The organism is Candidatus Didemnitutus sp. (assembly GCA_019634575.1).
Taxonomy (GTDB): domain Bacteria; phylum Verrucomicrobiota; class Verrucomicrobiia; order Opitutales; family Opitutaceae; genus Didemnitutus.
In genome coordinates this window covers 259,855-283,456 of the sequence record JAHCAY010000002.1, presented here as the reverse complement: position 1 = coordinate 283,456, position 23,602 = coordinate 259,855, and the positions used below count along the sequence as shown (strand labels likewise).

The window sequence follows — 23,602 nt, the reverse complement described above, 5'->3', positions numbered from 1 at the left end:
AAGTGTGGTGACCGGGAGCGCCGGCACGTGGAGGGCGTGACCGCTTGGCGAAATGCTCCGCGGCGGAAAGACATCGGCTCGCCTCGCGATGGCAAGGGACAAAGCAGTCGAGACTGGCAAATGTGCGCGTGCAGCCGCGGCGGAGCGGCGAGCGCCGGGCCGAGTTCGATGCAGTCCCGCGGCTCACGCCTCCGCCCGAAGCGCGCTCCGGTCCGTTTAAGCCAGCGCGCGCTGCAGCCGTCGGCTGAACCAAGTTGCCGCCGCGGCGCTCGAGCCGGCGGTGAAGGCGACGAGTGCGCCCATGAAGACGCCGGCGGGCCGGTCCTCGCGGTCGCCGAAGAGGAGAACGATCACCAGTCCGCCCGCCACGAAACCGAGGAGGATCAGCGCGCAGCGGTGAACGACACGCAGGGAGTCGACGGTCGCGGACGAGAAGGCGCCCGTGCGTCTGACTTCACCGAAGAGGCCGAAGGCGCGATGGAGCACCACGAAAAACGGGAGCGAACCGGCGTAAACGTAGGCGAGGAACGGGTCGTGGAAATAGATCTGGAATGTCGTGGCGTGCGCGTTGCGTCCTTCGAGGTGGGGTTCGCCCAGCAGGAAAACCAGAGTGACGAGGCCCCAGAGCACGACGAAGACTTGGGCGAGCAGGGCGAGGTGGCGGTTCATGCCGGGTGCTTTCATGGGAGCCGATGGTGGCGCAGCCTGGTGAACTCCGCGTGAAGCGGCGATGTGTTTCAGGTGAAAACAGGCATCAATCTCGTTTCGAGAGTCTCTGTGCCCTCTGCGTCCTCTGTGTTAAAAAGGATCGGGGATCGAAAGATTAAACACAGAGGCCACGGAGGGCACAGAGTGCCCAAAGTAAACACACAACTGAAGGTTCGATCACTCGTGAGACCGTGTCAGGCGCGGATGGCCCAGCGGAGTTTGGCGGAGCTGCTGCGGGGGTTGGCGCGCTGCTCCTCGGGGCTGGCGCGCATGACGTCTTCGTTCGTGGCGGAGTAGATGCCGTGGCGCACGCCGTCGCGGAAGGCATGTTTCACGCGACGATCTTCGCCCGAATGGAAGGTGAGGATCGCCACGCGGCCGCCGGGGTTGAGCGCGGCGGGCAGATGGCGGAGCAGGTTGTCGAGCGCGCTGAATTCGTCGTTCACGGCGATGCGGAGCGCCTGGAAAACGCGGCGGACGCAGCTGGTGATGAGGTCCGGGTCGCGCGCGAGGTGGTGGGCGGCGAGGATTTCGCGGAGCGCGTCGGCGAGTTGCTGCGTTCGGGTGAACGGCGTCAGCGCGCGGCGGGTCGTGAGCTCGCGCGCGAGGAGCGTTGCGTGGGGTTCGTCGGCGTATTCGGCCAGCGCGTCGGTGAGATCGGCGGCGGAGACGCGCGCGAGCCATTCGGCGGCGCTCGGGGCGCGTTGCGGGTTGAGGCGGAGATCGAGCGGGCCGTCGGCCTTGAAGGTGAAACCGCGCGACGGGTCGTCGATCTGCATCGAGGAGACGCCGAGGTCGGCGAGGATCGCGTCGACGCCGGAGAGGCCGAGTTGCGCGAGGACTTTGGACAGGCCCGCGAAGTTGCTGCGGACGGGCGTGAAGACGTCTTCGCCCCAGCCGGCGGCGCGGAGACGGGCGATGGTCTTTGGTTGCTCGATGGGATCGACGTCGAGGCCGATCAATCGCCCGCGTGTCGCGGCGGCGGGCGGCGCGAGACGGGCCATCATTTCCTGGGTGTGTCCGCCGTAGCCGAGCGTGCAGTCGACCGCGATCTCGCCGGGCTGGAGCGCGAGCACGGAGAGGATTTCGGACACCATGATCGGTCGGTGCATGCCGGCGGGCGTCTTGCCGGAAGCGAGGACCTTGGCCACGTCGGCGGCGTAGCGCGCCGGGTTGTGCTCCTTGTATTTGTCCTCGAAGCGGCGGGGATTTTTTCCCGAGTAACGCGGCCGGCGGCGGTGCGGCGTGGGGGCCGACGAGTCGGGAGCGGCGGGAGAGGGGGGCGGGACGTCGGACATGAAGAAGTGAAACGCGCGGCGGAAGGCTGGGCGGGCGTCGCGGGCAAGGCAATCGCGGGGCGCGCGGGATAAAAACAGTCGCGATGGACATCCCGGCGCTTGTCCGGGGCGCGTTCCTTCGTTCGTTAGAGAGGAGAACGACGGCGCTTGTTGCCGCGACTCCCGCCGTAAACCCCCAACGATATCCTCATGTCCAAACTACGTGCGCATTGCTTCAGCGTGTCGATCGACGGCTTCGGCGCGGGGCCGAATCAGAGTCTCGAGCACCCGCTCGGAGCCGGCGGCGAGGGGTTACACCGGTGGTTCTTTCCGACGCGCGTGTTCCAGACGATGATCGGCCACGCCGACGGCACCGCCGGCGTGGACAATGATTTCGCGGAGCGGGGATTCGCCGGGATCGGCGCGTGGATTCTGGGGCGGAACATGTTTGCGCCGTCACGCGGCGCGTGGACGGATGATCAATGGAGAGGCTGGTGGGGCGACAACCCGCCGTATCACGTCCCGGTTTTCATCCTGACGCACCACGCGCGTCCGCCGCTCGCGATGGCGGGCGGCACGACGTTTCATTTTGTCACGGGAGGCATCCACGACGCCTTGGCGCGCGCGAGGGAAGCCGCGGGCGGGAAGGACGTGCGGGTCGGCGGCGGCGTCGCGACCGTGCGGCAATACCTCCAGGCCGGTTTGATCGACGAACTGCACGTCGCGATCGCGCCCGTCGTGCTCGGCGGCGGCGAAAGCCTTTTTGCCGGCCTCGATCTCGTGCAGCTCGGTTACCAGGTCACCCAGCACGTGACGACTCCCGCGGCTACGCATGTCGTCCTGACGCGGTGAGTGGAAAACGCGAACTCGTCGAGGCTTCGTCATGAATTCCACGCCATGAACACCCTGCAAGAAACCGTGCGACAGTTTTATGCGGCCCTCAATCGCGGCGACGTGCCGGGCGTGATGGAGCATTTCGCTCCCGAGATCGTGCGCGTCGAGTTCGAGGGGACGCCGAATGGCGGCACCTATCGTGGTCTGGCGGAGGTGGAGGCGCATGTCGCCAAGGGGCGCGGGACGTGGGCCGAGGGCGCGTGCGAGCCGGAGGAGTTGCGGGAGCACGGGGACAAGGTGGTCGCCTATGTCCACGTCCGCGTGCGCCTGAAGGACTCCGGTCAATGGGTGGAGGGGCGCATCGCGGACGGTTTCGCGTTTCGCGGCGGCAAGATGGTGGAGTTTCGCTCGTTCACGGAGCGCGCGGACGCGCGGAAGTGGGCCGGCATGAAGGGGTGAGCATGGTGGGCCGGTTCAAGTGCGCGAATAGGCGCTCGGGATTGCCTCTGTGTGCTCTGTGCCCTCTGTGTTGAGAAGGACCGAAAGGTCGGAAGGTTAAACACAGAGGCTGCGGAGGACACAGAGGAGGCGGAGCGCGCTTGCGGGGCCGCTGTGGTTGCTCGTGGGATGAGGTTGCGGGATGCGGGAGCGCTTCGCGAAGTGACGGGGGTTGCCCGTGGAAATAGGGGAGACACCTTGGCGGCGCGAAACGCGGGTCGTGGAGGCGTGGTGGAGGGCCGCGGAGTCGAGAAACTCGGTCTCGCGGATGAAAAACCCAGTCAACGAAACGCGGAAGCCGGATATGTAAATGAATAAACCACGTCGCGACTTCGTGGAGTGAGTTCATCATTTACAATAGTTGGTCTTTCGTCGTCGGCGGTCATTTCCAAGATATTCAGCGTGCTGCGGGCGATCCGGGGAATAGACCCGATTGCGACGTGGCGCGATCTAGCGTAATATACGCGCGCGCAAGGGCCCATGGCGCACAGGAGCGCGGGCCCCATAGGCTCCTGTCAATCCAAGTGAGAGGAGTCAGTATGAGTAGCAATCGAGTCCGCGTCGATCTGCCCAATGGGGCGGAGGACCGGATCAACCTCGCGAAGATGATCGCGGCGAAGCACACCGAGCTCGGCACGGCTTCACCGCTCGCCCAGTTGAAATGGGACAAGGTGACGCCGGCCATCGCGGCGGCGGAGACGGCACACCGGGAATCGAAACGCCTGCAGGCGCAGGCGGAAGCGGCCACGCAGACGCGCGACGCGGCGCTGGAGACGATCGTGACGTTCCTGCGGGCGTCGCGGGATGTCCTGAGCGGTGTGCACGCCGACGAGATGCGGCGGCTGGGCGATTACGGTTTCACCGTGAGCGCCTCCGGTGGCCGCGCGGCCAAGGAAACGCCCGAGGAAGCCGCCAAGCCGGCCAGCTGAACCCCCAACCCACAGGTGAACCATGTCCGACAAGAAATACCCCTGCTACGTGATGAAGAAGGACGCGGGAGGAAAGTGGTATTGGATCTACTACGCGTCGAACTACGAGCCGATCGCCCGCAGCAGCGAAAGCTACGGCGCGAAGGCCGACTGTGAGCATTCGATCGCCCTCGTGAAACACTCCGGCGCCGCGCCGGTGTATTCGGAGTAGCGGTCGAACTTCACGAACCCGCGTCTTCGACGACGAACCCAATCAAACGCCTCGATCAAGTGCTTTAACCGTTCTTAAAACACTGCTGGTATATGTGCTGCCCTAAGGCTCTGTAGTGACTGGATTTGTAGCTGAATTCTTTAGGCCCATATTTCAGCGTTAGCTTAGAGAATGCTTTATGATAGCTCTCGAAGTCCCCCGGACCTTTATCGGTAAGAACGTCCCGCAAGCAGAAAATTAGTCCATTAATCATCGTAACAGATAACGCTCGAGATACTTTTCGTTCGGTCGTCCACATGCTTTTTGGGACCACCGCACGGAATGCCGACAAGAATTGGTTGATCTGACTCGCGCACCATTTGACGTATTCCGTTCGGAGTTCAAGGGTTGCATCTTTGGTGTCCCTTAAAAGCGCGATCTTAGGGGCAGACCAATACTCGCTCAGCGGTCTATGGCCGTCTAGGCCTTTGAGTGTAACCAGATAACGAAGCGCGTAACTGACGATGGAAGATGTCTTGATCAGTCCTTCGTCAAAATAGTGGTCCTTTAGATGGCCAGTGAGCGGTCCCACTTTGGCCAACTCCGATATCACACTGCGAGCAATCGCGATATCGCTGTAAGGAGCGACTATAGTTTCGATGGACTGCTTAAGTTCGGACTTTGTTCGACTTTGCCGATCATTAATTTCCAAAAATAGATCTGCCTCCCGTATGAGACGCTGATCGGCTTTGAGCGACCCAGGGAAAATTATTCCAGTGACAAGCAGTTGCTGCTTATCCCTCAGTTTGGCGATCTTCGGTTCGAATTCATCGTTTCCTTCATGATATGAGAATACTCTATGTTGACCGTCGATGAGACCGACAGAATTGAATTCCCGCGGAATTCTTACGGTCACGTCTGTTGCTTCTGCTAGACCGTCTGGGTTTACCGCCTTACCCTCGCCGTCTACGAAGCCAGTGCTCAGTGGAAGGGAGACGATAACGTTGTTTACGTAGACATGACCCTTAGAGACCAAAAATTTCCGCATCTGCCTGATTTTAGACCGGATAAGCATTCGTTGGTAGAGGGCGTCTGCGTCTTGCCAACTATCTCTGCGTAACGCGTAGCATATCTCAATCAACGTTGCAGGATCCACGTAGAACGTGACGAGTTTATGGTTCGACGGAAATCCACTGGGGCGTTCTGGCAGGACAAAGCCTCGATATTCAGCCAAATCTTTGCCAGGTTTTCCACGCACATCCTTAGTTGTTAGGCCCAGAAACTTAAATATCTCATATTTTGCGGACGCCCCGATCGTTTTGGTTAGCTGCCTAAAGTATCTTAAATATTCGTAGGAGAGAAAATGGATATGCTGATACTCTGGTCTCTCGAATTTCTCAAATGGGTATCGAGAGCAATAAACATAAATTACCCTGCAATCATCGGCATCGCGCTTTCCGTCCCGCGCAGCTTTAAATCCGGGGATTTTGGCATCCAGTAGTTGAACAAGCTCTTTGTTTCGCGTGCGGAAAGCGGCATGAAAGTTGGCTTTGTTGTTTAGATGGTTTTTGATGGATTCAGTATCGCGGGTGCATGTTTCTTCGAGGAGCACGATTATCCCGCCCAGAACGAAAATTTGATCGAACTCGCCTTTTCGTCCGTCGATTTCCACTTGGACGTCACGAGATCGCACGCGGACAAAACCCGCACGTTCGAATGTGGCAATTATGTCGGCAGAGAACTTTCTCTGAATGCGGCGGGCAAGTTTCTGCTCGGGGGTTAAAACTTGTTTCTTACGACGCTTTTTCTTGGCCATTGGGGAACGGGATAACGAAGGGATCCTGTGCGACTTTCTCGTTTGGCCCTGGAACGTGAATTGGTCGATTGTGGGATCTAAAGCGTATGCTGCCGTTCAACGCGTCTAGCAATCGCTTGGACGCAAGCTTGTGATATGATTGCTTAAGTTCCGCGCCGACGAACTTTCGACCCTCAACGAGGGCAGCAATGCCTGCACTTCCGGATCCGACGAACGGATCTAGAACAACGGAGTTTTTGTTTGTCAGCGCTAGAACAAGGCGCTGCGCAAGTGCGATCGGAAATTGGCAAGGATGTTTCGTCTTCTCTGGGTGTTGCCCCTTGACGTTCGGAATGTCCCAAACGTCGGAAGGATTCTTGCCGAGTGGATTGCTGGTCGGTTTCCCTTTGTTTTTCCCTTTGTATCCGAGCTTGCCTGGATATTTTTGCTTCACCCGGACCGGGTCCAAATCGAAATGGTATTTGTCTCCTTTAGTGAACCAAAGGATAGTCTCGTGCCGTCCGCTAAAGCGTTGTCGGCAATGCAATCCATGGCCGAAGGTCCATACAATACGGTTTCTGAGCTTTAGCTCAGGATGTTCTTGGGCGATTCGGAAAACGTAGTAATCGAGCGGTGCGACTTCGTTCTCGTCGACATGGTTTCCCACTTGCCAACATATGCTGCCTCCTTCTTTGACAACGCGCACGATCTCCGGGAAGAGCTTTCTGTGTTGCTTAAGGAAATCCGCGAGATCCCGCGTCTTCTCATACACCTTGCCCATGCAATAGGGGGGCGATGTAACGACGAGGTCGACAGACCCGTCGGGTAGCGAGTGAAGTAGATCTAAGCAGTCTCCGTGGTAGAGAACCGCGGTCCGTTCGGGCGAAAACCGTTTGTAGATTCGATGCTTCACGCTTGTGCGTGTGAAATGGCCCGTGCCAGATAGACCAGCACGGGCCAGAAATTAGGCAAGAGGTTTATGGCGTGTTACTGGCAGGCTTCGCAGGTGCCGCCGTTGCGCATGGCTTCGATGCTGCAGGCGTTCTTCTCGGCGTCGGTGTAGACCTTCTTCGGCGCGGCGGCAGCGGTGGCGGCGTCGCGGGTGGCGGTTTCGGCCTTGGTTTCGCCGGTGGCGCCGCGCATTTCCTTTTTCACGCTGACGGTGGCCTTCTCGATGTTGGAGGCGCCGAGCGTGCGGAGGTAATACGTGGTCTTCAGGCCGGTCTTCCAGGCGTGGCGATACATGTGCGAGAGCGTCTTCAGGTCCGGCGTCTTGAGCCAGAGGTTCACGCTCTGCGATTGGTCGATCCACTTCTGGCGACGGGCCGCGGCGTCGATCACCCACTTGTAGTCCACGTCGAAGGCGGTGCGGTATTTCTCCTTCAGGTCGGCCGGCACGGCTTCGATGTCGGCGAGGTCGCCGTCGAAATACTTGAGCGCATCGATCATCTCCTGGTTCCAGAGGCCGCGCGACTTGAGGTCGTCGACGAGGAACGGGTTGATGACGACGAATTCGCCCGAGAGGTTCGATTTGACGTATAGGTTCTTGTAGTAGGGCTCGATGCAGGGCGACGTGTTGGTGATGTTGGAGATCGTCGCGGTGGGAGCGATGGCGAGGCAGTTGGAGTTGCGCATGCCCTGCTTGGCGATCTTGGCGCGGAGGGGCTCCCAGTTCATCTTGCCGCCGCGCGGGACGTCGACGGGGACGCCGCGCTCCTGTTCGAGGAGGTCGAGGGTGTCCTGCGGGAGGAGGCCGCGGTCCCACTTCGAGCCCTTGTAGCTAGAGTAGGTGCCGCGCTCGGCCGCGAGGTCGGAGGAGGCTTCGTAGGCGTAGTAGGCGATGGCCTCCATGAATTCGTCGTTGAATTCGACGGCTTCGGGGGAGGCGAAGGCGACGCCCTTCATGTAGAGCGCGTTGGCGAGGCCCATGACGCCGAGGCCGACGGGGCGGTGGCGGAGGTTGGAGGTCTTGGCGGCGGCGGTCGGGTAGAAGTTGATGTCGATGACGTTGTCGAGCGCGCGGAGGGCGATGCGGATCGTGTCGCGCAGCTTGTCGTGATCGAGCGAGCCGTCGGGCTTGAGGTGCGACTCGAGGATGACGGAGCCGAGGTTGCAGACGGCGGTCTCGTCGTTGGAGGTGTTGAGCGTGATCTCCGTGCAGAGGTTGGACGAGTGGATGACGCCGGCGTGGTCCTGCGGGGAGCGGAGGTTGCAGGGGTCCTTGAAGGTGATCCAGGGGTGGCCGGTCTCGAAGAGCATCGAGAGCATCTTTTTCCAGAGCTCGATGGCCTCGACCTTGTGGCCTTGGATTTTGCCTTCCTCGGCGAGCTTTTCGTAGTGCGTGTAGCGCTCCTCGAACTTGCGGCCGTAGGTTTCGTGGAGATCGGCGACCTCGTTGGAGCGGAAGAGCGTCCAGTGGGAGCGCGACTCCATGCGCTTCATGAACAGGTCGGGAATCCAGTTGGCCGTGTTCATGTCGTGGGTGCGGCGGCGGTCGTCGCCGGTGTTACGACGGAGTTCGAGGAACTCGAAGATGTCGTTGTGCCACGATTCGAGGTAGGCGCAGCCGGAGCCCTTGCGCTTGCCGCCTTGGTTGACGGCGACGAGTTGGTCGTTGTGGAGCTTGAGGAAGGGGATGACGCCCTGCGATTCGCCGTTGGTGCCGGCGATGTGCGCGCCGGTGCCGCGGACGGCGGTCCAGGAACCGCCGAGGCCGCCCGCCCACTTGGAGAGCTGGGCATTTTCGGCGATGCCGCGATACATGATGCCCTCGAGGCTGTCGTCGACGTAGTAGAGGTAGCAGGACGAGAGCTGGGAGTGGAGCGTGCCGGAGTTGAAGAGCGTCGGCGTGGACGAGCAGAAGCGGCGGCTCTTGTAGAGCGAGTAGAGCTGGATCGACCAGTCCTCGCGGTCGGACTTCTCGTCGAGGAAGAGGCCCATGGCGACGCGCATCCAGAAGAACTGGGGCGTCTCGAGGCGGCGCGAGCGCTTGCCGGTCTTGTCGATGATGAGGTAGCGGTCGTAGAGGGTCTGGATGCCGAGGAAGTCGAGCTCGAGGTCGGCCGACGGATCGATGGCGGCGGCGAGGCGGGCGAGATCGTATTCCTTGAGGCGCGGCGTGAGGCGCTTGATGTCGATGCCGCGGAAAATGTAGGGGGCGAAGGCGGCTTGGTGGAACTGCTTCAGCTTGCCGATGCCGTCGCGGACGATGTCCCAGCCGAGGACTTCCTCGTAGATGTAGGTGAGCTGGATGCGGCCGGCGAACTTGGCGAAGTCGGCGTCCTTCTCGATGAGGGTCTTGGCGTTGAGGACGATCGTGTTGTTGAGGTCGCCCTGCGCGATGTTGTCGAAGGTGGAGCGGCGGAGCTCGGCCTCGATTTGGTCGGCGGTGAGGCAGAGGTTGAGGCCGATGGAGGCGAACTCGATGCGCTTCTTGAGGTCCTCGCCGTTCCAGAAATAGGTGGAGCCGTCGGCGCGCTGGACGACGATCATGGAATTCTGGCCCTGCGGGACGCTGGCCTCGGCGGCGGGAGCGGCGGTGTCGGGCGTGGCGACGACATCGGTGGCGTGGCGAGCGGCGGACTCGTTGGCGCGGGAGGCGTGGCGCATCGCGCGGTAGAGGATGTAGTCCTCGGCGACCTTGTAGTGGCCGGCCTTCATCAGCTCTTCCTGCACCATGTCCTGGACTTCCTCGATGTGGAGGAAAGCCTGCTTGAGGGTGGCGGCGCGGGCGGTGACGGCGCGGGCGATGGCCGGGGCGGGAGCGGAGTCCTTCTTAAGGGAGAGGAAGGCCTTGCGGATCGCGATCTCGATCTTGGCCTCGTTCCAGGGAACGACCTGGTTGTTGCGGCGGATGAGTTTCACGGCGACGGCCGGCTGCTCGCGCGAGGTGGCGAGCTTCTGGGCGCGCTTGTGGAGGAGGGATTTCGCGACGTCGTGGGCGTTGTTGTCGACGAGGGTTTTCTCGATGAGCACGTAGAGGTCGTGGAGGGAGACGCGGAGCGGGCCGCGCGTGAGGGCCTGCTTGGTGAGGTTGGAGGCGACTTCGCGGGTGACGTCGGCGACGAAGCGCTGGTTCTTCTCGTTGAAGATGTCCTTCTCGCCCTTCGCGAGCATGAGGTTCGCGAGGGACTTGCCGACGGTGTCGGCGACTTCGGCGAGGTCGAAGCGCTCGGTGCCGTGCGGGCAGAGGACCTCGACTTCGGGGACGGTGACGTCCTCGCGGAGGACGTCGCGCCAGTTGTAGTTGGGTTTCTGGTCCTGCGGCGTGCCGGTGAATTTCTTGAGGGCGAGGTCGGTGTGGACGGAAGAGGTGTCGCTCATGGAGATAGTGCTGCTGACGATGCGTGGGGTGACTGACGGGAGGGGTAGGAAAGTGGGGCGCGAAAAAGAAGGCAGAGCCGCCCGGGGGACGGGGCCGCCTTCGCTTTGGCGGGCGAGGCGGACTGGTTAGAGATCGTCGTCGCTCGTGGTCTGAAGGGCCGACGATTTCTGGTATTCCGTGACGCGGCCCTCGAAGAAGTTCTGCTCCTTCTTGATGTCCATCATCTCGGCCAGCCAGGGGAGCGGGTTCTTGACGCCCGGGTTGAGCGGGGCAAGGCCGCAGCCTTCGAGCCGGCGGTCGGCGATGAAATCGATGTAGGTCAGAAATTCGTCCACGGAGAGGCCGACGGCGTTCACCGGCAGGCAGTCGCGGATGAAGTCCTTCTCGAGGGCGATGGCCTCGGCCATGGTCTGGCGCAGCTCCTCCTTGAACTCGGGCGTCCAGATCTCGCGGTTTTCCTCCATGAGATCCATGAACAGATTGCGGAGGAGCTCGATGTGGTTGGACTCGTCGCGGAGCGTGTAGCGGAACATCTGGCCGATGCCCGGGAACTTGTTCTGCCGATAGAGCGACAGGATCATGCCGAAGAGGCCGTAGAACTGCGTGCCCTCCATGCATTGGCCGAAGACGAAGATGTTTTTCGCGAAGAGCTGCTTGTTCTTCGGATCGTTCATGTCGAGGTCGCGGCGGAGGTCGCGCGAGACCTTGTTCACGAACTCGTTCTTGCGGACGATCGACTTCACGTCCTCGAACATCGCCTCGCACTCGTGCGGGTTAACGCCGATCGAGGCGATCATGTAGAGGAGTGAGTCGGCGTGGATGTTCTCCTCGTGGGCGTGGCGGCCGAGGACGAGCTTCAGCTCCGGAGCGGTGACGACCTCGCGGATGACGTGCTGGATGTTGTCACCGACGATGCCTTCCGCGGCGGAGAAGTAGCCGACGCCCATGCGGATGATCCAGCGCTCCTGGTCGCTGACGGACTTTGCGTCGCGCCACTGTTCGATGTCCTTGCCCATCGGGATATCCTCGGGCTCCCAGTGGTTGGCCTTCATCTTTTTGTAGAGATCGTAGGCCCACTGGTATTTCAGCGGGAGGAGGTTGAAGAAGGGGACTTGGCGGCCGTTGATGACCTTCTTGCCGGCGAAAGCGGCCTCGGCCTTGTCTTGGTCGAGGGTGAAGGTTTTGGTGCCGACTTGGAAAGATTTGAGCATAGCTAGCGCGGGTGTGTGACGAACGAGAAACGTGTGTGTTTTGCCGTGGGCAAAACCATCCTTCAGTGGTCATAGAAGCGCGCAGGACACCCAAGCGAACCGAAGTTGCTGGAACTTCCTCACACGTTGCTGACCACCACAGGATGTGGCTGCCCGGAACCAAGGGCACTACTAATGGTAGTGGCCCATACCCCGTCAATTTTTTCCCCGAAAGAATCGCGACATTTTTTGGTGGACAAAAATTGCTCCGAAACCCGCCGTGGTTCGGCGAGGGTTTATTTCGCGTGGAAGGCGATTTTCAGAGGGAAAATGTCCCGCGTGCGCGCTACGACGAAACCGCGGAAAAAGAGATTGACGCTGTTTTGCGCGATGCGTGGCGCGATTTCCAGAGGGAGTTTTCCCACGCCGCGAAACGCGGCGAGTCACGCGGTGCAATTCCCCTCTGGCGCGAGACGTGGAGTGCGACGCGGTGCGAGATCGCGACGAATTTTGCGGTGTGCGATGTGCGGCGCAGCTCCATGGCGCTGCGGAAGGACGCTTTCGCCAGCGAGGCGGATGGCGAACTCGGACGCGTGCAGCGTCGGCGCTCAGTCGCGATGGAGCCGGCTGGCGAGGTAGGCTTCGCGTTGCACCGCGAGGCGCTTGGATAGTGTGGCGGGCGTGTTCGCGGTGACGAGATTCTCCGCTCGCTCGAGAGCCTGCAACGCCCCGTTCCGCTCATCGGCCGCGGCCAATGCCGTCTCGCTTGGTATCGATCCATTCCGACGGACCACTGTGCGGGGCTGAATAGGCGAAAGGCGACTGCGGCAAGCCGCAGTCGCCTCGTGCCGAAACAGAACTCAATACTCGACGTAAGCGGAACCGCTCGCCGACGAGTAGCCGTTCGCCGAGCCGAAGGAGCTCATCTCGACCCAGCCGCTACCGAGGTTGACATTGTAGTAGGTCCCATTGGTGCCGGTGACCTCCGCTGCGATCCAGTCGCCCGATCCATTGAGGGTGATGTTTGTCGCCGTCATGTAGGCCCACGCGCTGGCGGTGTCGCTGGTGGGATTGAATTGGCTGGCAAAGTAGCCAAATGAGCCGCCGGAGAAGTTGACCTCTGCGTAGGCGTTCACTGGTGCGCCGGGATCGTAGCCGTAAGCGTCGCCGTCCACAGTAATCGATGTGATGGTCGATACGTTGTAACTGTTGAGATCGACTCCGCCGCTGCCGCCGTAGGCGCCACTATAAAGGTAATCGGTTGTCGCATGTGCGACAATCGCTCCGAGCATCGTTCCCATTGCCAGCGCGATCGCGCGGCTCGTTCCGTTCCAGTTCATCGTCTTATCCTTTTATCCGATGGCCCAGGTCGGTGGTTGTTTTGTTCGGTAATGGCGACCGCAGCGAACGAGCGCGCTTCAGCTTGGGCTGTCAACGTGGGAGCGGGGGGAGCGGCCTAGTTAGGGGAATCTCCCAGTGATGGGGAATCTTGAATAGACCGCATTCGAGTGTATCGTTGATCGGCGAAACTTGCTGGAACAGCTTACTTCAAGCCGCTGGATTTTTTCTATGAATACCCCTCAAAAGAACTATGCACTCAGTGTGCTTCTGGCCCTCGTCTTTACCGGGCCATTGTTGCGGGCAAGTGATGACACCAGCGCCGTGTTGCGTGTCATGAATCTCAATCAGGTCGAGCAGTCCGCGCTCGATTCGCAGCGCGATCAGCTGGCACGAATCGAGATCGCTTTGTTCGAGGCGCACGCGCTGGGCGTGCAGGCGAAATCCTTCGATGCCGACAAAAACGGGCGCATCAGTGCGATGGAATATCGTGCCTACGAGCAGGCCGTTTTTGCCGCTGCGCAAAAGGACGTGCGTATGCTGCAACGCTACGATGCGGATCGCGACGGGAAGCTCAGCCGTAAAGAGTGGAGTGTTGCCCGGGCGGATTTGATGCCGCTTTGAGTTGGATTTTCAGGCGTGCGGTTGGGGCGCTGCTGCGCTCGAACCGCGTGCTTGGTTGATGTAGCGGCAGATGCCCGTTCGAGGTGCTTCTGTCGCACTGAGACATCTGATGGTAGGTAATCGGCGCGTTGGTGTGTTTTTTGGGTGAGGGCGGAATTCGCCCGGCAAAGCGAAAACTGCGATGCGTTGAAGTAAAGGCATTGGCCGCATCTCGATTGAATGTTCGCCAATGCGCGTGCTCGGCGTTTTGCGCGACCCGTGAAGTGAAGAGATTTGCGGCTTTTTTGGGGCTTTCGGCTGCGGCCCAAAAAAAGCGCCCACCGTTTGGTGGGCGCTTCGTGAGTGAAATACGATCAGTCGATTAGAACTTGATACGCATGCCGGCGAGGACTTGCCAGCGGGAGACCGGCGTATCGTCGACCGTGGTCGGGACGGTATTGAGCGTGGTGTTGTTGAACGTGTAAGCCCACGAGTTCGTGGCGGCGTTATACGTCGCACCCGCGACCGCACGACGATAGGAGAACGGCACTTCCTCTTGGATGCCCCACTTGTCGTTGAGCAGATTCGCGAAGTTGAGCACGTTCAGGTAAAGCTCGGCGCGCACCTTCTTGTAGAGCGGGAGCACTTGCGTGAACTTCAAGTCCACCGTCTGAAGCCACGGGGAGGTTTCGCTGTTACGCGGAGCGTGACCGCCCTTGTATTTCGCCAAGCTGGTCGATTCCACAAAGGCGAAGAAGGCGTCGCGTTCGGAAGTGCTGCCCCAAGTAACCTTCGGGTCGTTCGGGCCGGTCGGGACGTAGAGCAGGTCGTTGAACGTGTAGCCGTCACCGTTGGCATCGCCGCGGAACACCCACGAGTAGGGATGGCCGGTGCGACCTTGATAGACGAGCGAAACGGTGGTCGGCGCCTTCTTGATGAACTCAAACTGGCGCGTGATGCTCGCGACGATGCGATCCTTGATGCTGGTGTTGGACGTGGAGGCGATGTCCTCGTTCGGGTTGAACACCGCGCGATTCTGGTAGTTCGACGAGGCCGTGGAGGAGGTGATCGGGCTCACTTCCGTGGCATTGCCGTGGGTGTAGGAGAGCGACCAACCCCACTTGTTCTTCATCGGGCGGGCGAGGCTGAAGGTGGTGCCCCAGGCTTGGCCCTTGTCCGTGTTGGTCAGATAGAACACGTCGGCGAACGTCGAAACACGACGGCGGCCGCCCAAACTGGAGGAGGCGAACGATACTTGGCCGGAGCTGTTAACGCTAGCCACGGAGCCGAAGGCGGCTTGGGCCTGTGCGGTCGTGGTAATACCGCTGATCGGGAAGCTGCCAGTGGGGGTCGGGGCGCCGGCATAGCGAATACGGCCATCGGGCAGCGTGCCGGCTTCGAGGTAGTTCAAGTAAACGGTGTTCACGCTGCGGTCGACCTTGTTGAAGTAGTATTCCACGGTCGCCGTGATGCCGCCGAAGGGCAGTTCGTGGTCGATGGCGATATTGGACTTCCACAGGCGCGGCTGGACGAAATCCTTGTCCGTAACGTTAATGTTCGGAGCGGGATTGGCGGAGCCGGGGACCGTCTGGGTGTTCGGGTCGGGATTGAACACGATGCTAGCGCGTTCGGCAGTGCTGGCAGTGTAGTTGTAAACGGAGCCAGCGTTGGAGTAGGCATTGGAGAGCCAGACCGCCGGGTTTTTGCCTTGGAACAGGCCGACGCCGCCGCGGATCTGGGTCTTGCGCTGAGTGTCGAGCTCGTAGCTGAAGCCTACGCGCGGGGCGACAGTGTAGTTGCCACTGTTGGTCGTGTTGTTGGCGATGCCGAACGCGTTCTGGAAGCCGGCAGCGACCGGCGGAGCTTCGCCGATGTAAGGATAATCGAAACGGACGCCGTAGAGGAGCGTCAGCTTGTTGTTGGGGCGCCAGGTGTCCTCAAGGAACGCGGCATAGTTGTCGTAACCCCAGCGAGCGATGGCGTTTTCGATGGTGGCTCCAGCGTAGGGCTTTGCGAGCTGGAAGCTGGAAGGCGGCGTGCCGGCGATCCAGTCATTGATACTCGCGAAACTATAGACACCGTTGGTGTTCTGCACGAAGGCGTTCACGTAGTCGGTGGCGACGTCTTCGAGGCCGAAGGTGAAGGTGTGGTCGCCACGGGACCATTCACCGATCGCCTTGAACTGCTTTTCCTCGGTGTTGAGCTTGTTCAGCTGGCGGGAGTTTTCCGTGCCGAGAACGACGCTGCCGGCGATCGTGGCGTTATCGCTCGCGCGCGTGCCGGAGACACCGTTCACCGTCACCATCGGGAAGGCGGCAGCGGAGTTTTGCGGGGAGCCGTCATACTTCGTATAGGAACCGGTGAGCTCCGTGCGGAAGTCCGACGACCATTGGCTGTTCAGTTGGGCGACATAGGAGTCGGTGTTGCGGTTCTGGGTATACCAGTGGCCGCTGAGCGACGTGGTGGTCGCGCTGGTATAGTTCGGGAAAATCGATTCGACGCCGTAGTTGCGGCGGTAAGTGAGGGCGAGGCGATGCTTGTCCGAGATGTTCCAGTCGAGCTTGCCGATGTGAGTCTCTTGCGTGGAGACGTTGTCGGCGCCACCGCCGAAGGTGCCCGCATCATAGCCGAGCGCCTTGGCGCGATCGGTGATCTGCTGCAGGCCGGCCGAACCCGGGATGAAGTTTGCCTGCGGCGGGACGGTGGTGCGCTTGAAGTTGTCGTAAACGTAGGAGAAGAAGAGGCGGTTGCGGAGGATGGGGCCGCTGAACACGATACCGTAGCTCTTCTCGTCGAAGGACTCCTTCACTCCGGTGAGGGGGTTCTTGGCGCGGAGATTCTCGCTCGAGACTTCGTAGTAGATCTTACCGGAGAACTGATTCGTGCCAGAGATGATGGTCGTGTTGATGAGCGCACCCGTGAAGCCGGAGTAACGGCCGGAATAGGGGTTCAGCTCGACGCCGAGGGACTGGATGGCATCGATCGGCACGGGGCCACGGAGCGAGGAGAAGCCGTTGCTGTTGAGGCCGAATTGGTCGTCGGAGCGGACGCCGTCGACGAGCAGCGAGTTGAAGCGGAAGTTCTGGCCTTGGGCGGACAGCTGGCCGCCTTGATCGAGCGAGCCGAGGAACATGCGGGAATCGAGCACCGCGATATCCTGAATGTTGCGACGAACGGAGGTGACATTGCTCACCTCGGTTTCGCTGAACGCGGTGCCCGTGCCCATCTTGCCGGCACCGAACGTCGTGTCGCGATTGCTCACAACGTTGAAGGCCTCCAATTGCACGATGCCCGACGAGGCCAGCTTGGCGCTCACGTCGACGCTGGAGCCCGGCTCGACGTAGATCTCGCGGCGGACGGTCTCCTGATAGGTGTCAGCGCTGATCGTGACGGTGTAGGGACCGCCCACGCGCAGGCCGGACACGTTGTATTGGCCGTTGGCGCGAGTCACGCCGGTCGCACGGGTGCCCGAGGGCTCGTGAACGATCGTGACTGCCGCGCCGGAGACCGGCTGGCCGGAGGAGTTAAGTGCAGTGCCTACGATGGCACCGGTGGTGATGCCTTGCGCAAGCGCGACGGTTGTGGACGCGAGAAGCGTCACGACTGCCACCGCAGCGGTGAGCAGTTTGGTGAACGATTTATGCATGGTGCAGATGCAGTTGTTGGTGTTGGAAACCCGGAGGAACCACTCCGAGGTTTGAATGGCCCAGCGAACGCTTGCGCTATGGCTGAGTCAAGCCCTCATCCCCCGGGAAAGAGGCCGCGCTCCGACGATTTTTCCGGGCTGTAACAAAAACGCGCGCCGAGGTCGGGCGCGCGGGAAAATTTCCTGCGATTTGCGCGGCGGAAACGGCGCCGCGCCGGCGGAACTCAGCCGCCGAAACCGCCCATGTTCGGCATCGCGAATTTCTGGAAGCCCGCCGGTGCCGTGAAGAGATCGTCGGGCACGTTGCCGGGTTCGATCTTCTTCGCTTCGAGACGGAAGGTTTCCTTGCCCTTGGCGTCGTGGCCCACGACGCGCAGCGGGAACGCGCCTTTCTTGTCCTTGAGCACCTGCTCCCACGCGCGGCCTTCCGTCTTGGCTTTGCGGCCGCCCATCATGCCGCCCATCGGATTGGCGCCGCTCAGGCCCATGAACGAGCCGAGCTGCTCGGTGATCCACATCTCGGTGGTCTGACCGCGGTCGGACATCACGTATTCCTCGCAATCGTAGCCGAGGACCTTTTCGGTGCGGCCGGTTTTCTCGACCTTCACGTCCTTGGCGTCGGGCGTGCCCTTGCCCTCGCCGGGCGTGCCGCGCAGCGGCATGGTCATATACATGCGTTGCTCGGGCATCAGGATCGTCATTTCCCGTTTGTCCGCATCCATGATCATGGCTGCGCCGCCGGCTTCCTTCATCTTCGGTTCGAGCCGCACCAGCGCGCCCTTCATCGCGTAGTCGATCACTTGCTCGCGACCCTTGCTGTCGGAGAATCCGAGGGAAACCCTGCCTTCGAAGGCCAGCGCGCCGAGCGCCGAGACCGTGAGCAAACCGAGAAGCGCGAGCGCGCGGGTGAGAGCTTTCATGCGCTGTAGGCTAAGGGGCGCTGCGGGGTGCTCAAGTCCGCGACCGGGCGCGCCGCCCCGACTTTCGCCTAGGTGCATGGCTCGCGCTGTGCGCGCACTTCCGGCGTTGCGTCGTGGGGCGCGCGGACAATCCTCGCGCGCATGGTTTCCGAGTTTTCGATCACGCGCACCGTCGAGTTCGCCGAGACGGACATGGCGGGAATCATGCATTTCTCGAATTACTTCCGCTGGATGGAGGCCTGCGAGTCGGCGTTCTATCGCGCGCAGAATTTGCCGCTGATCTCGTTCGTCCCCGGCCAGGTCGTGGGCTGGCCGCGCGTGAACGCCAACTGCGATTTCCGCGCGCCGCTGCGGTTCAACGAGACGGTCGAGGTGCGGCTCTTCGTGAAGGAGGTCCGCACGCGCGCCATCGTGCTGCTGTTCCAGTTTCGCAAGATCACGAAGGGCAAGGCCGACCCCGAGCTCTGCGCTCAGGGCGAAGTCACTGCGGTGTGCGTGACCGCCGACTCCAAGGGCGGCATGGTGTCCGCGCCGATCCCGGAGGCGTTTCGCGCCAAGGTGCGCGCCGCGCCGAAGGCGGCGTGGGCGGTGGAGTAGCGCCGGTTTCCAGCTGCGCTACACGTCCGCCGCGAAAATACGCACCGGTTCGGTGCGACCTTTCACGGTGACGTCGCCGAGCGCGCGCAGCTGGCTGGTGGAGCGCGCGGCGGTGGCGGTGGCTTCGCTGACGATGATGTGTGCGTTGAAAGCGGCGTCCTTGGTCAAACCTTCGAGGCGCGCGGCGAGATTCACGCCGTCGCCGATCACGGTGTAGTTGAGGCGCGTCTGTGAACCCATGTTGCCGGCGATGACGCGGCCCGTGTTGATGCCGATGCCGAGCGCGAGGCGCGGTTTGCCTTCGGCTTCGAGTTCGCGGTTCAGCTCGGCGAGGGCGGCCTTCATCTCGCGGGCGGCGGCGATGGCGCGGGCAGCGGCGCCGTCGGTCGCGACCGGCGCGCCGAAGAGCGCCATGATCGCGTCGCCGATGTATTTGTCGATGACGCCGCCGTGTTTCTCCACGATCGCACTCATGCGGTCGAGGTAGCGGTTGAGCAGCGCGAGCACTTCGTGCGGCGAGAGTTTTTCGCTCAGCGCCGTGAAATCGCGGAGATCGGAAAACAGGATCGTGACTTCGCGCTCCTCGCCGCCGAGTTCGAGTTTCGATTGGAGGAGCTGCGTGGCAATCTCGGGTGAGACGACCTTGCCGAGCAGGTCGCGCACGCGGTCGCGCTCGGCGAGACCGGCGGTCATCTGGTTGAAGGCGTCGGCGAGCTGCCCGAGTTCGTCGGCGCGCGGCAGTTCGAGGCGGCGCGAGTAGTCGCCGGTGGCGACGTGGCGCGTATGCGCGGCGAGTTGCTGCACCGGCCGGCTGAGATTGCGGGCGAGGGCCAGCGCAGCGAGCGCAGCGACGACGAGGCCGATCAGCGTGCCCAGGAGGATCGTGCGGCCAAGCGCGCGGGCCGGCGCGAGTTCCACTTCGAGCGAGCGCAGCAGCACGACGCCGGCCGGATCGTCGCCCAGCAGCGGGAGATCGAATTGCGAGGTTACGTAGTCGCTGCCCGCCAGCGGCACCACGGAAACGCCGGCGCGGGGGGCGCTGCGCATGAGCGCGGCGGACATGGCCGGACGCAGCGTCGTGGCGAGAACCCGCCTCTCGTGCTCGTGTTCCGCTCCGACGAAGGAGACATCGAGGTTCGCGAGGCTCTTGATGCGGGCGGCGAAGCGGTCGTCGATCGGCGAGGCGAAACCGAACCAGTGCGTGATCTCCGGGTAGGGCGCGTAGAGCGGCACGATCACCAGGACATGGAGCCGGCCGTCGAGGTAGGCGAAATCGCTCGCGAAGCGGCCGTCGGGCATGCGCGCGTCGTCGGATGCGGCGAGCGAGATGAGACTCTGGAACGGCCCGCAGTGTTCGGCGGTGAGGTCTTCGCGGGTATTGGCGATCAGGTCGCCGTCGGTCGAAAACAGCGCCACGACGGGCGCGCCGATGCGCTCGGCGGAGTTCAGCAGGGCGGAACGAATGGTGCGCGGATCCGTGTCGCTGTGCAGGAGGAGCTGGCGAAAGGCGTAGTCCGTCGCCATCTGGCTGCCGCTTTTGGCGAGAACCTCCACGCGCACCGCGACGGCCTCTTGGAAGAATTTTTGGCCGCGATCGAGGCTTTCTTCGGCGTGGCGGAGCGCATTGGTGCTGTTCGCCCGCGAGACCGTGAAGTAGGTCCCGATTTGCACGAGCGCGAGCAGGCCGACGAGGAGCACGATGAGCCGCGTGCGAAAATGCCGGAAGCGAAACCAGCCGCGCATGGCGTCAGTAGCCGCTGGCCTTGCCTTCGGGCGTGCGGCGGATGCGGCGGTCGGGTTTCAGTTTCAACGTGTAAGCGAGCGGCGCGGCGCCGGGACCGATCCTGGCCTCGCGCACATCGGGCGCGGAGAGGCGCGGATGCCACACCTCGATGCGGTAGCGGCCGGCGGGCACGTGGAGCTGGGCGACGCCGGCGGCATCGGTTTTCGCGAAGTAGGGCGTCGGGAGCACGACGACGTAGGCGACCATCCAGTCGTGGATGTTGCAACCGAGCGTGACGATGCCGGCTTGGTCGAAGAGCACCGACTCGTGCGAGCCGGGCGCGTAGAGCGGCTTTTCGAAACGCTTCGCTTTCGAGAGCGAATAGATGTGGTGCTGGATCGAGTCCTGGTTCGGGAAAACGACTTCGGTGCCCACGCGCACGACGGTGACGTAGGGGGTGTATTCCTGGTCCTTTTGCACGATCTCGACCGGTTTGCTGGCCGCCGCCGGCAACGCCGGTTGCCCATCGAGGGCGTGGAGCGAGATCACGGCGTCCGGGACGGGTTCGCCTTTGGTGTCGCGGATCGCGGCGCGCACGCCCGTGTCGGCCGCCGCGGCGGCGAGGCGGACGGAGCAGAGGAGGGCGACGGCGAGCAGCGTGGAAACGCGGGGCATGGGGCGGCGACGTGGGAGCGATTAGAAGCGATGGAGCACGCCGAGCGACCAAAAAGCCGAATCGTAGCGGACGCCGACGTGGTTGATCACCTTTACGCTCTCAAAGCGCAGCGGGATGCTCGTCGAATCGCTGACTCGCGCCGTGAGCTGCGCCCACCAGAAATCCGCGCGGCAATCGACGCGGTAGGCCACCCAGCCGCTGCCGAAGGTGTTCGAGACTTCCCAGGGGATGCTGGTGTAATACTGCTGAATCGTGGGCCCGAGAGCTCCGCCGATGGCCTGACTCCAAACGGACCACGCGGCGTTGGCGACGAGCTGGCCGTGGAGCCGCGAGGCGCCGGCGCCGAATTGCCAGGTCTCCGTGACGTCGTAGGTCGTCTCCAAACCGACGCGGCGTGCGTGTGTGTCGAATGGGGCATGCGAGGCGGTGAAGCTTTCCCAGTTGGCTGTCGCGGCGACGCGCCAGCTTTCCGTGAGGCGTTGGCTGAGTGTCGCAAAGCCTTCCGTGCGCCAGCCGCTGCGGCCGCTCTCGCGGAAATTCACCGACGTGAGCGCCACGCCGGCATCGAGCACCGGCACCATCGGCCCGAGGCCGAATTTGTGGCGCACGGTCGCGCGCGCGCCGGCGCTCAGGCGGTTGAGCGCGGAGAATTCGGAGACGTATTCGGCGTTGCCCTCGAGTGCGGCGATGAGCGTCCAGTTCGGCGCGAGTTGCTTGGTCTGAATATAGGCCGCGTCGACGTCCGCGACTTTCGCGTCCTGCGCGGTGGGCGTGTAGGACGTGCGGCTGAAGTTCTCCGCGTAGGTCAACGTCGCGCCCATGCGGAATTCGTGCGCGTGCGCGGCGACGACGGAAAGGAGCGCGGTGAGCGCGAGCAGCGCGGGTCGGGCGCGGAGCCGGCGCCGCGCCGCGCTGGCGACGGGACTCGCTGTCCTGTCTTGGCCAAACGCTGGGAGCCGGTCGCGCGATTCGCTCACAACAAGGGGTGGATGGTTTTCCAAACCGTCTCCGCCACCAAACGATGGCCGGCTGCGGTCGGATGAATGCCGTCGGCCTGGTTTAGGTCGGGAATGCCGCCCACATGCTCGAGGAGAAACGGGATGAGCACGGTCCGCTGCGCCTCGGCGAGTGCGGGGTAGATTTTCGCGAACGCCTGGGCGTAGGCGGGGCCCATGTTCGTGGGAATTTGCATGCCGGCCAGCACAACGATTACGCGCGGGTTCTTGGCGCGGATGCGTTCGATCATCTTTTCGAGGTTGGCGCGCGTGATGTCGGGCTCGATGCCGCGGAGGCCGTCGTTGCCGCCGAGCTCGATCACGAAAATGTCCACCGGCTGGCGCAGGATCCAGTCGAGCCGCCGCAAGCCGCCGGCAGTCGTTTCGCCGCTGAGACCGGCGTTCACGACCTTCCACGGCAGGCCGGCGGCATCGATTTTCTGCTGGACGATCGCCGGGTAGGCTTCGCCCGGATCGAGCCCGTAGCCGGCGGTGATGCTGTCGCCGTAGAAGAGCACGGTCTTCGTCGCCGCGGAGGCCGCGGTCGTCGCGAGCGTCGCCGCGAGCAGCATCGCACCGAACCGCCCGGCCCGGCGAATCAGCCGTCCGACGAACAACTTTGCACTTTGGAGGGCGTTGGGTGTGTTACTCGCCATCCTGCCCATGAGTGCCCAAAACATCCTGAAAGTCGAGCGCCTCACCAAGACCTACGCGACCGCGGCCGGCGCGTTGACGGTGCTGCACGAGGTGAGCTTCGCGCTCGAGCCCGGCGGCACCTGTGCGATCGTGGGCCCGTCGGGTTCCGGCAAGACCACGCTGCTCGGCCTGTGCGCGGGACTCGATGCGCCGACGAGCGGCACGGTGCAGCTGGCCGGCCGCGAGATCGGCGCGCTTTCGGAGGACGAACGCGCGCTGGTGCGCAACGAGAGCGTCGGGTTCGTGTTCCAGAATTTTCAGCTCATCCCCACGCTCACCGCGCTGGAGAACGTCCTCGTGCCGCTCGAGCTGCGCGGCGACAACACGCGCGAAAAAGAGGCGGCGGAGCTGCTCGCGCGCGTCGGTCTCGGCGACCGGCTCGATCACTACTCGCTGCAACTTTCCGGCGGCGAACAGCAACGCGTGGCGCTCGCGCGGGCGTTCATCAACCGCCCGAAGATCCTCTTCTGCGACGAGCCGACGGGCAATCTCGACGGCGACACGGCGCACGCGATGGTCGATCTCATCTTCGGCCTCAACCGCGAGCGTGGCACGACGCTCGTGCTCGTGACCCACGATCTCGAACTCGCGCGCCAGACCCAGCGCATCCTCCGCCTCCGCAGCGGCCACGTCGTGAGCGACGAGCGGACGGGTTGAGAAGAA

The 23,602-nt window shown here is 62.5% G+C and carries 21 protein-coding genes; 8 read left to right on the top strand and 13 right to left on the bottom strand.

The genetic code is table 11. The annotated features are described in order from the left end of the window. Window positions 1-216: 216 nt before the first annotated feature. Together KF715_16255 and rsmH are read right to left on the bottom strand one after the other, a co-directional pair. Complete coding sequence (locus KF715_16255; protein ID MBX3738248.1) at window positions 217-669, bottom strand: DUF2975 domain-containing protein; 453 nt, start codon at window positions 667-669, stop codon at window positions 217-219. A 233-nt stretch (window positions 670-902) separates the two neighbouring features. Further along, window positions 903-2,006 (bottom strand): 16S rRNA (cytosine(1402)-N(4))-methyltransferase RsmH, encoded by a 1,104-nt coding sequence (rsmH, locus tag KF715_16250; protein ID MBX3738247.1) that lies wholly within the window; start codon window positions 2,004-2,006, stop codon window positions 903-905. 189 nt (window positions 2,007-2,195) lie between these two features. Here rsmH and KF715_16245 point away from each other — a divergent pair, with 189 nt between their 5' ends. From KF715_16245 to KF715_16230, 4 genes are all read left to right on the top strand, one after another. Further along, window positions 2,196-2,837, top strand: coding sequence for a dihydrofolate reductase (locus KF715_16245; protein MBX3738246.1), 642 nt, complete (start codon window positions 2,196-2,198; stop codon window positions 2,835-2,837). A gap of 45 nt (window positions 2,838-2,882) precedes the next feature. Beyond that, the gene (locus tag KF715_16240; protein MBX3738245.1) at window positions 2,883-3,278 is read left to right on the top strand and encodes a nuclear transport factor 2 family protein; all 396 of its coding nucleotides are present in this window, start codon (window positions 2,883-2,885) and stop codon (window positions 3,276-3,278) included. Window positions 3,279-3,856: 578 nt separating this feature from the next. Further along, a complete protein-coding gene (locus KF715_16235; GenBank protein MBX3738244.1) occupies window positions 3,857-4,246 on the top strand; it encodes a hypothetical protein in 390 nt (129 codons plus the stop codon). Window positions 4,247-4,268: 22 nt separating this feature from the next. Next, window positions 4,269-4,457 carry a DUF1508 domain-containing protein gene (locus tag KF715_16230; GenBank protein ID MBX3738243.1) on the top strand — a complete coding sequence of 63 codons (189 nt, stop codon included), beginning with the start codon at window positions 4,269-4,271 and terminating at the stop codon, window positions 4,455-4,457. A 64-nt stretch (window positions 4,458-4,521) separates the two neighbouring features. On the opposite strand, the gene KF715_16225 is transcribed toward KF715_16230, so the two are convergent. From KF715_16225 to KF715_16210, 4 genes are all read right to left on the bottom strand, one after another. Further along, window positions 4,522-6,252 carry a DGQHR domain-containing protein gene (locus tag KF715_16225; protein MBX3738242.1) on the bottom strand — a complete coding sequence of 577 codons (1,731 nt, stop codon included), beginning with the start codon at window positions 6,250-6,252 and terminating at the stop codon, window positions 4,522-4,524. Next, complete coding sequence (locus KF715_16220; GenBank protein MBX3738241.1) at window positions 6,230-7,012, bottom strand: site-specific DNA-methyltransferase; 783 nt, start codon at window positions 7,010-7,012, stop codon at window positions 6,230-6,232. The genes KF715_16225 and KF715_16220 overlap by 23 nt, the downstream gene beginning before the upstream one ends. A 206-nt stretch (window positions 7,013-7,218) precedes the next feature. After that, complete coding sequence (locus tag KF715_16215) at window positions 7,219-10,575, bottom strand: ribonucleoside-diphosphate reductase subunit alpha (protein MBX3738240.1); 3,357 nt, start codon at window positions 10,573-10,575, stop codon at window positions 7,219-7,221. 105 nt (window positions 10,576-10,680) lie between these two features. Continuing rightward, window positions 10,681-11,766: a ribonucleotide-diphosphate reductase subunit beta gene (locus KF715_16210; protein MBX3738239.1), complete on the bottom strand. Its 1,086-nt coding sequence runs from the start codon at window positions 11,764-11,766 to the stop codon at window positions 10,681-10,683. A 143-nt stretch (window positions 11,767-11,909) separates the two neighbouring features. Here KF715_16210 and KF715_16205 point away from each other — a divergent pair, with 143 nt between their 5' ends. Further along, window positions 11,910-12,416 (top strand): hypothetical protein, encoded by a 507-nt coding sequence (locus KF715_16205; GenBank protein ID MBX3738238.1) that lies wholly within the window; start codon window positions 11,910-11,912, stop codon window positions 12,414-12,416. 189 nt (window positions 12,417-12,605) lie between these two features. Here KF715_16205 and KF715_16200 read toward each other — a convergent pair whose 3' ends face one another. Next, entirely contained in the window at window positions 12,606-13,037 is a 432-nt protein-coding gene (locus KF715_16200; GenBank protein ID MBX3738237.1) for a hypothetical protein, read from the bottom strand. Window positions 13,038-13,314: 277 nt separating this feature from the next. Between KF715_16200 and KF715_16195 the strand changes: the two genes are divergently transcribed. Then, on the top strand, window positions 13,315-13,707 hold the full coding sequence (locus KF715_16195; protein MBX3738236.1) for a hypothetical protein: 393 nt from the start codon (window positions 13,315-13,317) through the stop codon (window positions 13,705-13,707). A 361-nt stretch (window positions 13,708-14,068) separates the two neighbouring features. On the opposite strand, the gene KF715_16190 is transcribed toward KF715_16195, so the two are convergent. After that, window positions 14,069-17,332 (bottom strand): TonB-dependent receptor, encoded by a 3,264-nt coding sequence (locus KF715_16190; protein MBX3738235.1) that lies wholly within the window; start codon window positions 17,330-17,332, stop codon window positions 14,069-14,071. Window positions 17,333-17,556: 224 nt separating this feature from the next. Continuing rightward, window positions 17,557-18,252, bottom strand: coding sequence for a DUF4412 domain-containing protein (locus KF715_16185; protein MBX3738234.1), 696 nt, complete (start codon window positions 18,250-18,252; stop codon window positions 17,557-17,559). A 141-nt stretch (window positions 18,253-18,393) separates the two neighbouring features. On the opposite strand from KF715_16185, the gene KF715_16180 reads away from it, so the two are divergent. Further along, on the top strand, window positions 18,394-18,849 hold the full coding sequence (locus tag KF715_16180) for an acyl-CoA thioesterase (GenBank protein ID MBX3738233.1): 456 nt from the start codon (window positions 18,394-18,396) through the stop codon (window positions 18,847-18,849). 18 nt (window positions 18,850-18,867) lie between these two features. Here KF715_16180 and KF715_16175 read toward each other — a convergent pair whose 3' ends face one another. From KF715_16175 to KF715_16160, 4 genes are read right to left on the bottom strand one after another with little or no spacing between them, the layout of a single operon-like run. Then, on the bottom strand, window positions 18,868-20,592 hold the full coding sequence (locus KF715_16175) for a HAMP domain-containing protein (protein ID MBX3738232.1): 1,725 nt from the start codon (window positions 20,590-20,592) through the stop codon (window positions 18,868-18,870). Between the two features lie 4 nt (window positions 20,593-20,596). Next, window positions 20,597-21,247, bottom strand: a complete 651-nt coding sequence (locus KF715_16170) for a methylamine utilization protein (protein ID MBX3738231.1) — start codon at window positions 21,245-21,247, stop codon at window positions 20,597-20,599. A gap of 21 nt (window positions 21,248-21,268) precedes the next feature. Next, window positions 21,269-22,225, bottom strand: coding sequence for a hypothetical protein (locus KF715_16165; GenBank protein ID MBX3738230.1), 957 nt, complete (start codon window positions 22,223-22,225; stop codon window positions 21,269-21,271). Next, window positions 22,222-22,908: an arylesterase gene (locus KF715_16160; protein ID MBX3738229.1), complete on the bottom strand. Its 687-nt coding sequence runs from the start codon at window positions 22,906-22,908 to the stop codon at window positions 22,222-22,224. The genes KF715_16165 and KF715_16160 overlap by 4 nt, the downstream gene beginning before the upstream one ends. Here KF715_16160 and KF715_16155 point away from each other — a divergent pair. Continuing rightward, window positions 22,907-23,596 carry an ABC transporter ATP-binding protein gene (locus KF715_16155; protein ID MBX3738228.1) on the top strand — a complete coding sequence of 230 codons (690 nt, stop codon included), beginning with the start codon at window positions 22,907-22,909 and terminating at the stop codon, window positions 23,594-23,596. The genes KF715_16160 and KF715_16155 overlap by 2 nt on opposite strands. Window positions 23,597-23,602 lie beyond the last annotated feature (6 nt).

Excerpts from the sequence above, each read along its gene's own strand:
- KF715_16255 (MBX3738248.1), bottom strand. The coding sequence starts at position 669 with ATGAACCGCCACCTCGCCCTGCTCGCCCAAGTCTTCGTCGTGCTCTGG.
- rsmH (MBX3738247.1), bottom strand. The coding sequence starts at position 2,006 with ATGTCCGACGTCCCGCCCCCCTCTCCCGCCGCTCCCGACTCGTCGGCC.
- KF715_16245 (MBX3738246.1), top strand. The coding sequence starts at position 2,196 with ATGTCCAAACTACGTGCGCATTGCTTCAGCGTGTCGATCGACGGCTTC.
- KF715_16240 (MBX3738245.1), top strand. The coding sequence starts at position 2,883 with ATGAACACCCTGCAAGAAACCGTGCGACAGTTTTATGCGGCCCTCAAT.
- KF715_16235 (MBX3738244.1), top strand. The coding sequence starts at position 3,857 with ATGAGTAGCAATCGAGTCCGCGTCGATCTGCCCAATGGGGCGGAGGAC.
- KF715_16230 (MBX3738243.1), top strand. The coding sequence starts at position 4,269 with ATGTCCGACAAGAAATACCCCTGCTACGTGATGAAGAAGGACGCGGGA.
- KF715_16225 (MBX3738242.1), bottom strand. The coding sequence starts at position 6,252 with ATGGCCAAGAAAAAGCGTCGTAAGAAACAAGTTTTAACCCCCGAGCAG.
- KF715_16220 (MBX3738241.1), bottom strand. The coding sequence starts at position 7,012 with ATGGGCAAGGTGTATGAGAAGACGCGGGATCTCGCGGATTTCCTTAAG.
- KF715_16210 (MBX3738239.1), bottom strand. The coding sequence starts at position 11,766 with ATGCTCAAATCTTTCCAAGTCGGCACCAAAACCTTCACCCTCGACCAA.
- KF715_16205 (MBX3738238.1), top strand. The coding sequence starts at position 11,910 with ATGTGGCTGCCCGGAACCAAGGGCACTACTAATGGTAGTGGCCCATAC.
- KF715_16200 (MBX3738237.1), bottom strand. The coding sequence starts at position 13,037 with ATGCTCGGAGCGATTGTCGCACATGCGACAACCGATTACCTTTATAGT.
- KF715_16195 (MBX3738236.1), top strand. The coding sequence starts at position 13,315 with ATGAATACCCCTCAAAAGAACTATGCACTCAGTGTGCTTCTGGCCCTC.
- KF715_16190 (MBX3738235.1), bottom strand. The coding sequence starts at position 17,332 with ATGCATAAATCGTTCACCAAACTGCTCACCGCTGCGGTGGCAGTCGTG.
- KF715_16185 (MBX3738234.1), bottom strand. The coding sequence starts at position 18,252 with ATGAAAGCTCTCACCCGCGCGCTCGCGCTTCTCGGTTTGCTCACGGTC.
- KF715_16180 (MBX3738233.1), top strand. The coding sequence starts at position 18,394 with ATGGTTTCCGAGTTTTCGATCACGCGCACCGTCGAGTTCGCCGAGACG.
- KF715_16175 (MBX3738232.1), bottom strand. The coding sequence starts at position 20,592 with ATGCGCGGCTGGTTTCGCTTCCGGCATTTTCGCACGCGGCTCATCGTG.
- KF715_16170 (MBX3738231.1), bottom strand. The coding sequence starts at position 21,247 with ATGCCCCGCGTTTCCACGCTGCTCGCCGTCGCCCTCCTCTGCTCCGTC.
- KF715_16155 (MBX3738228.1), top strand. The coding sequence starts at position 22,907 with ATGAGTGCCCAAAACATCCTGAAAGTCGAGCGCCTCACCAAGACCTAC.
- KF715_16160 (MBX3738229.1), bottom strand. The coding sequence starts at position 22,908 with ATGGGCAGGATGGCGAGTAACACACCCAACGCCCTCCAAAGTGCAAAG.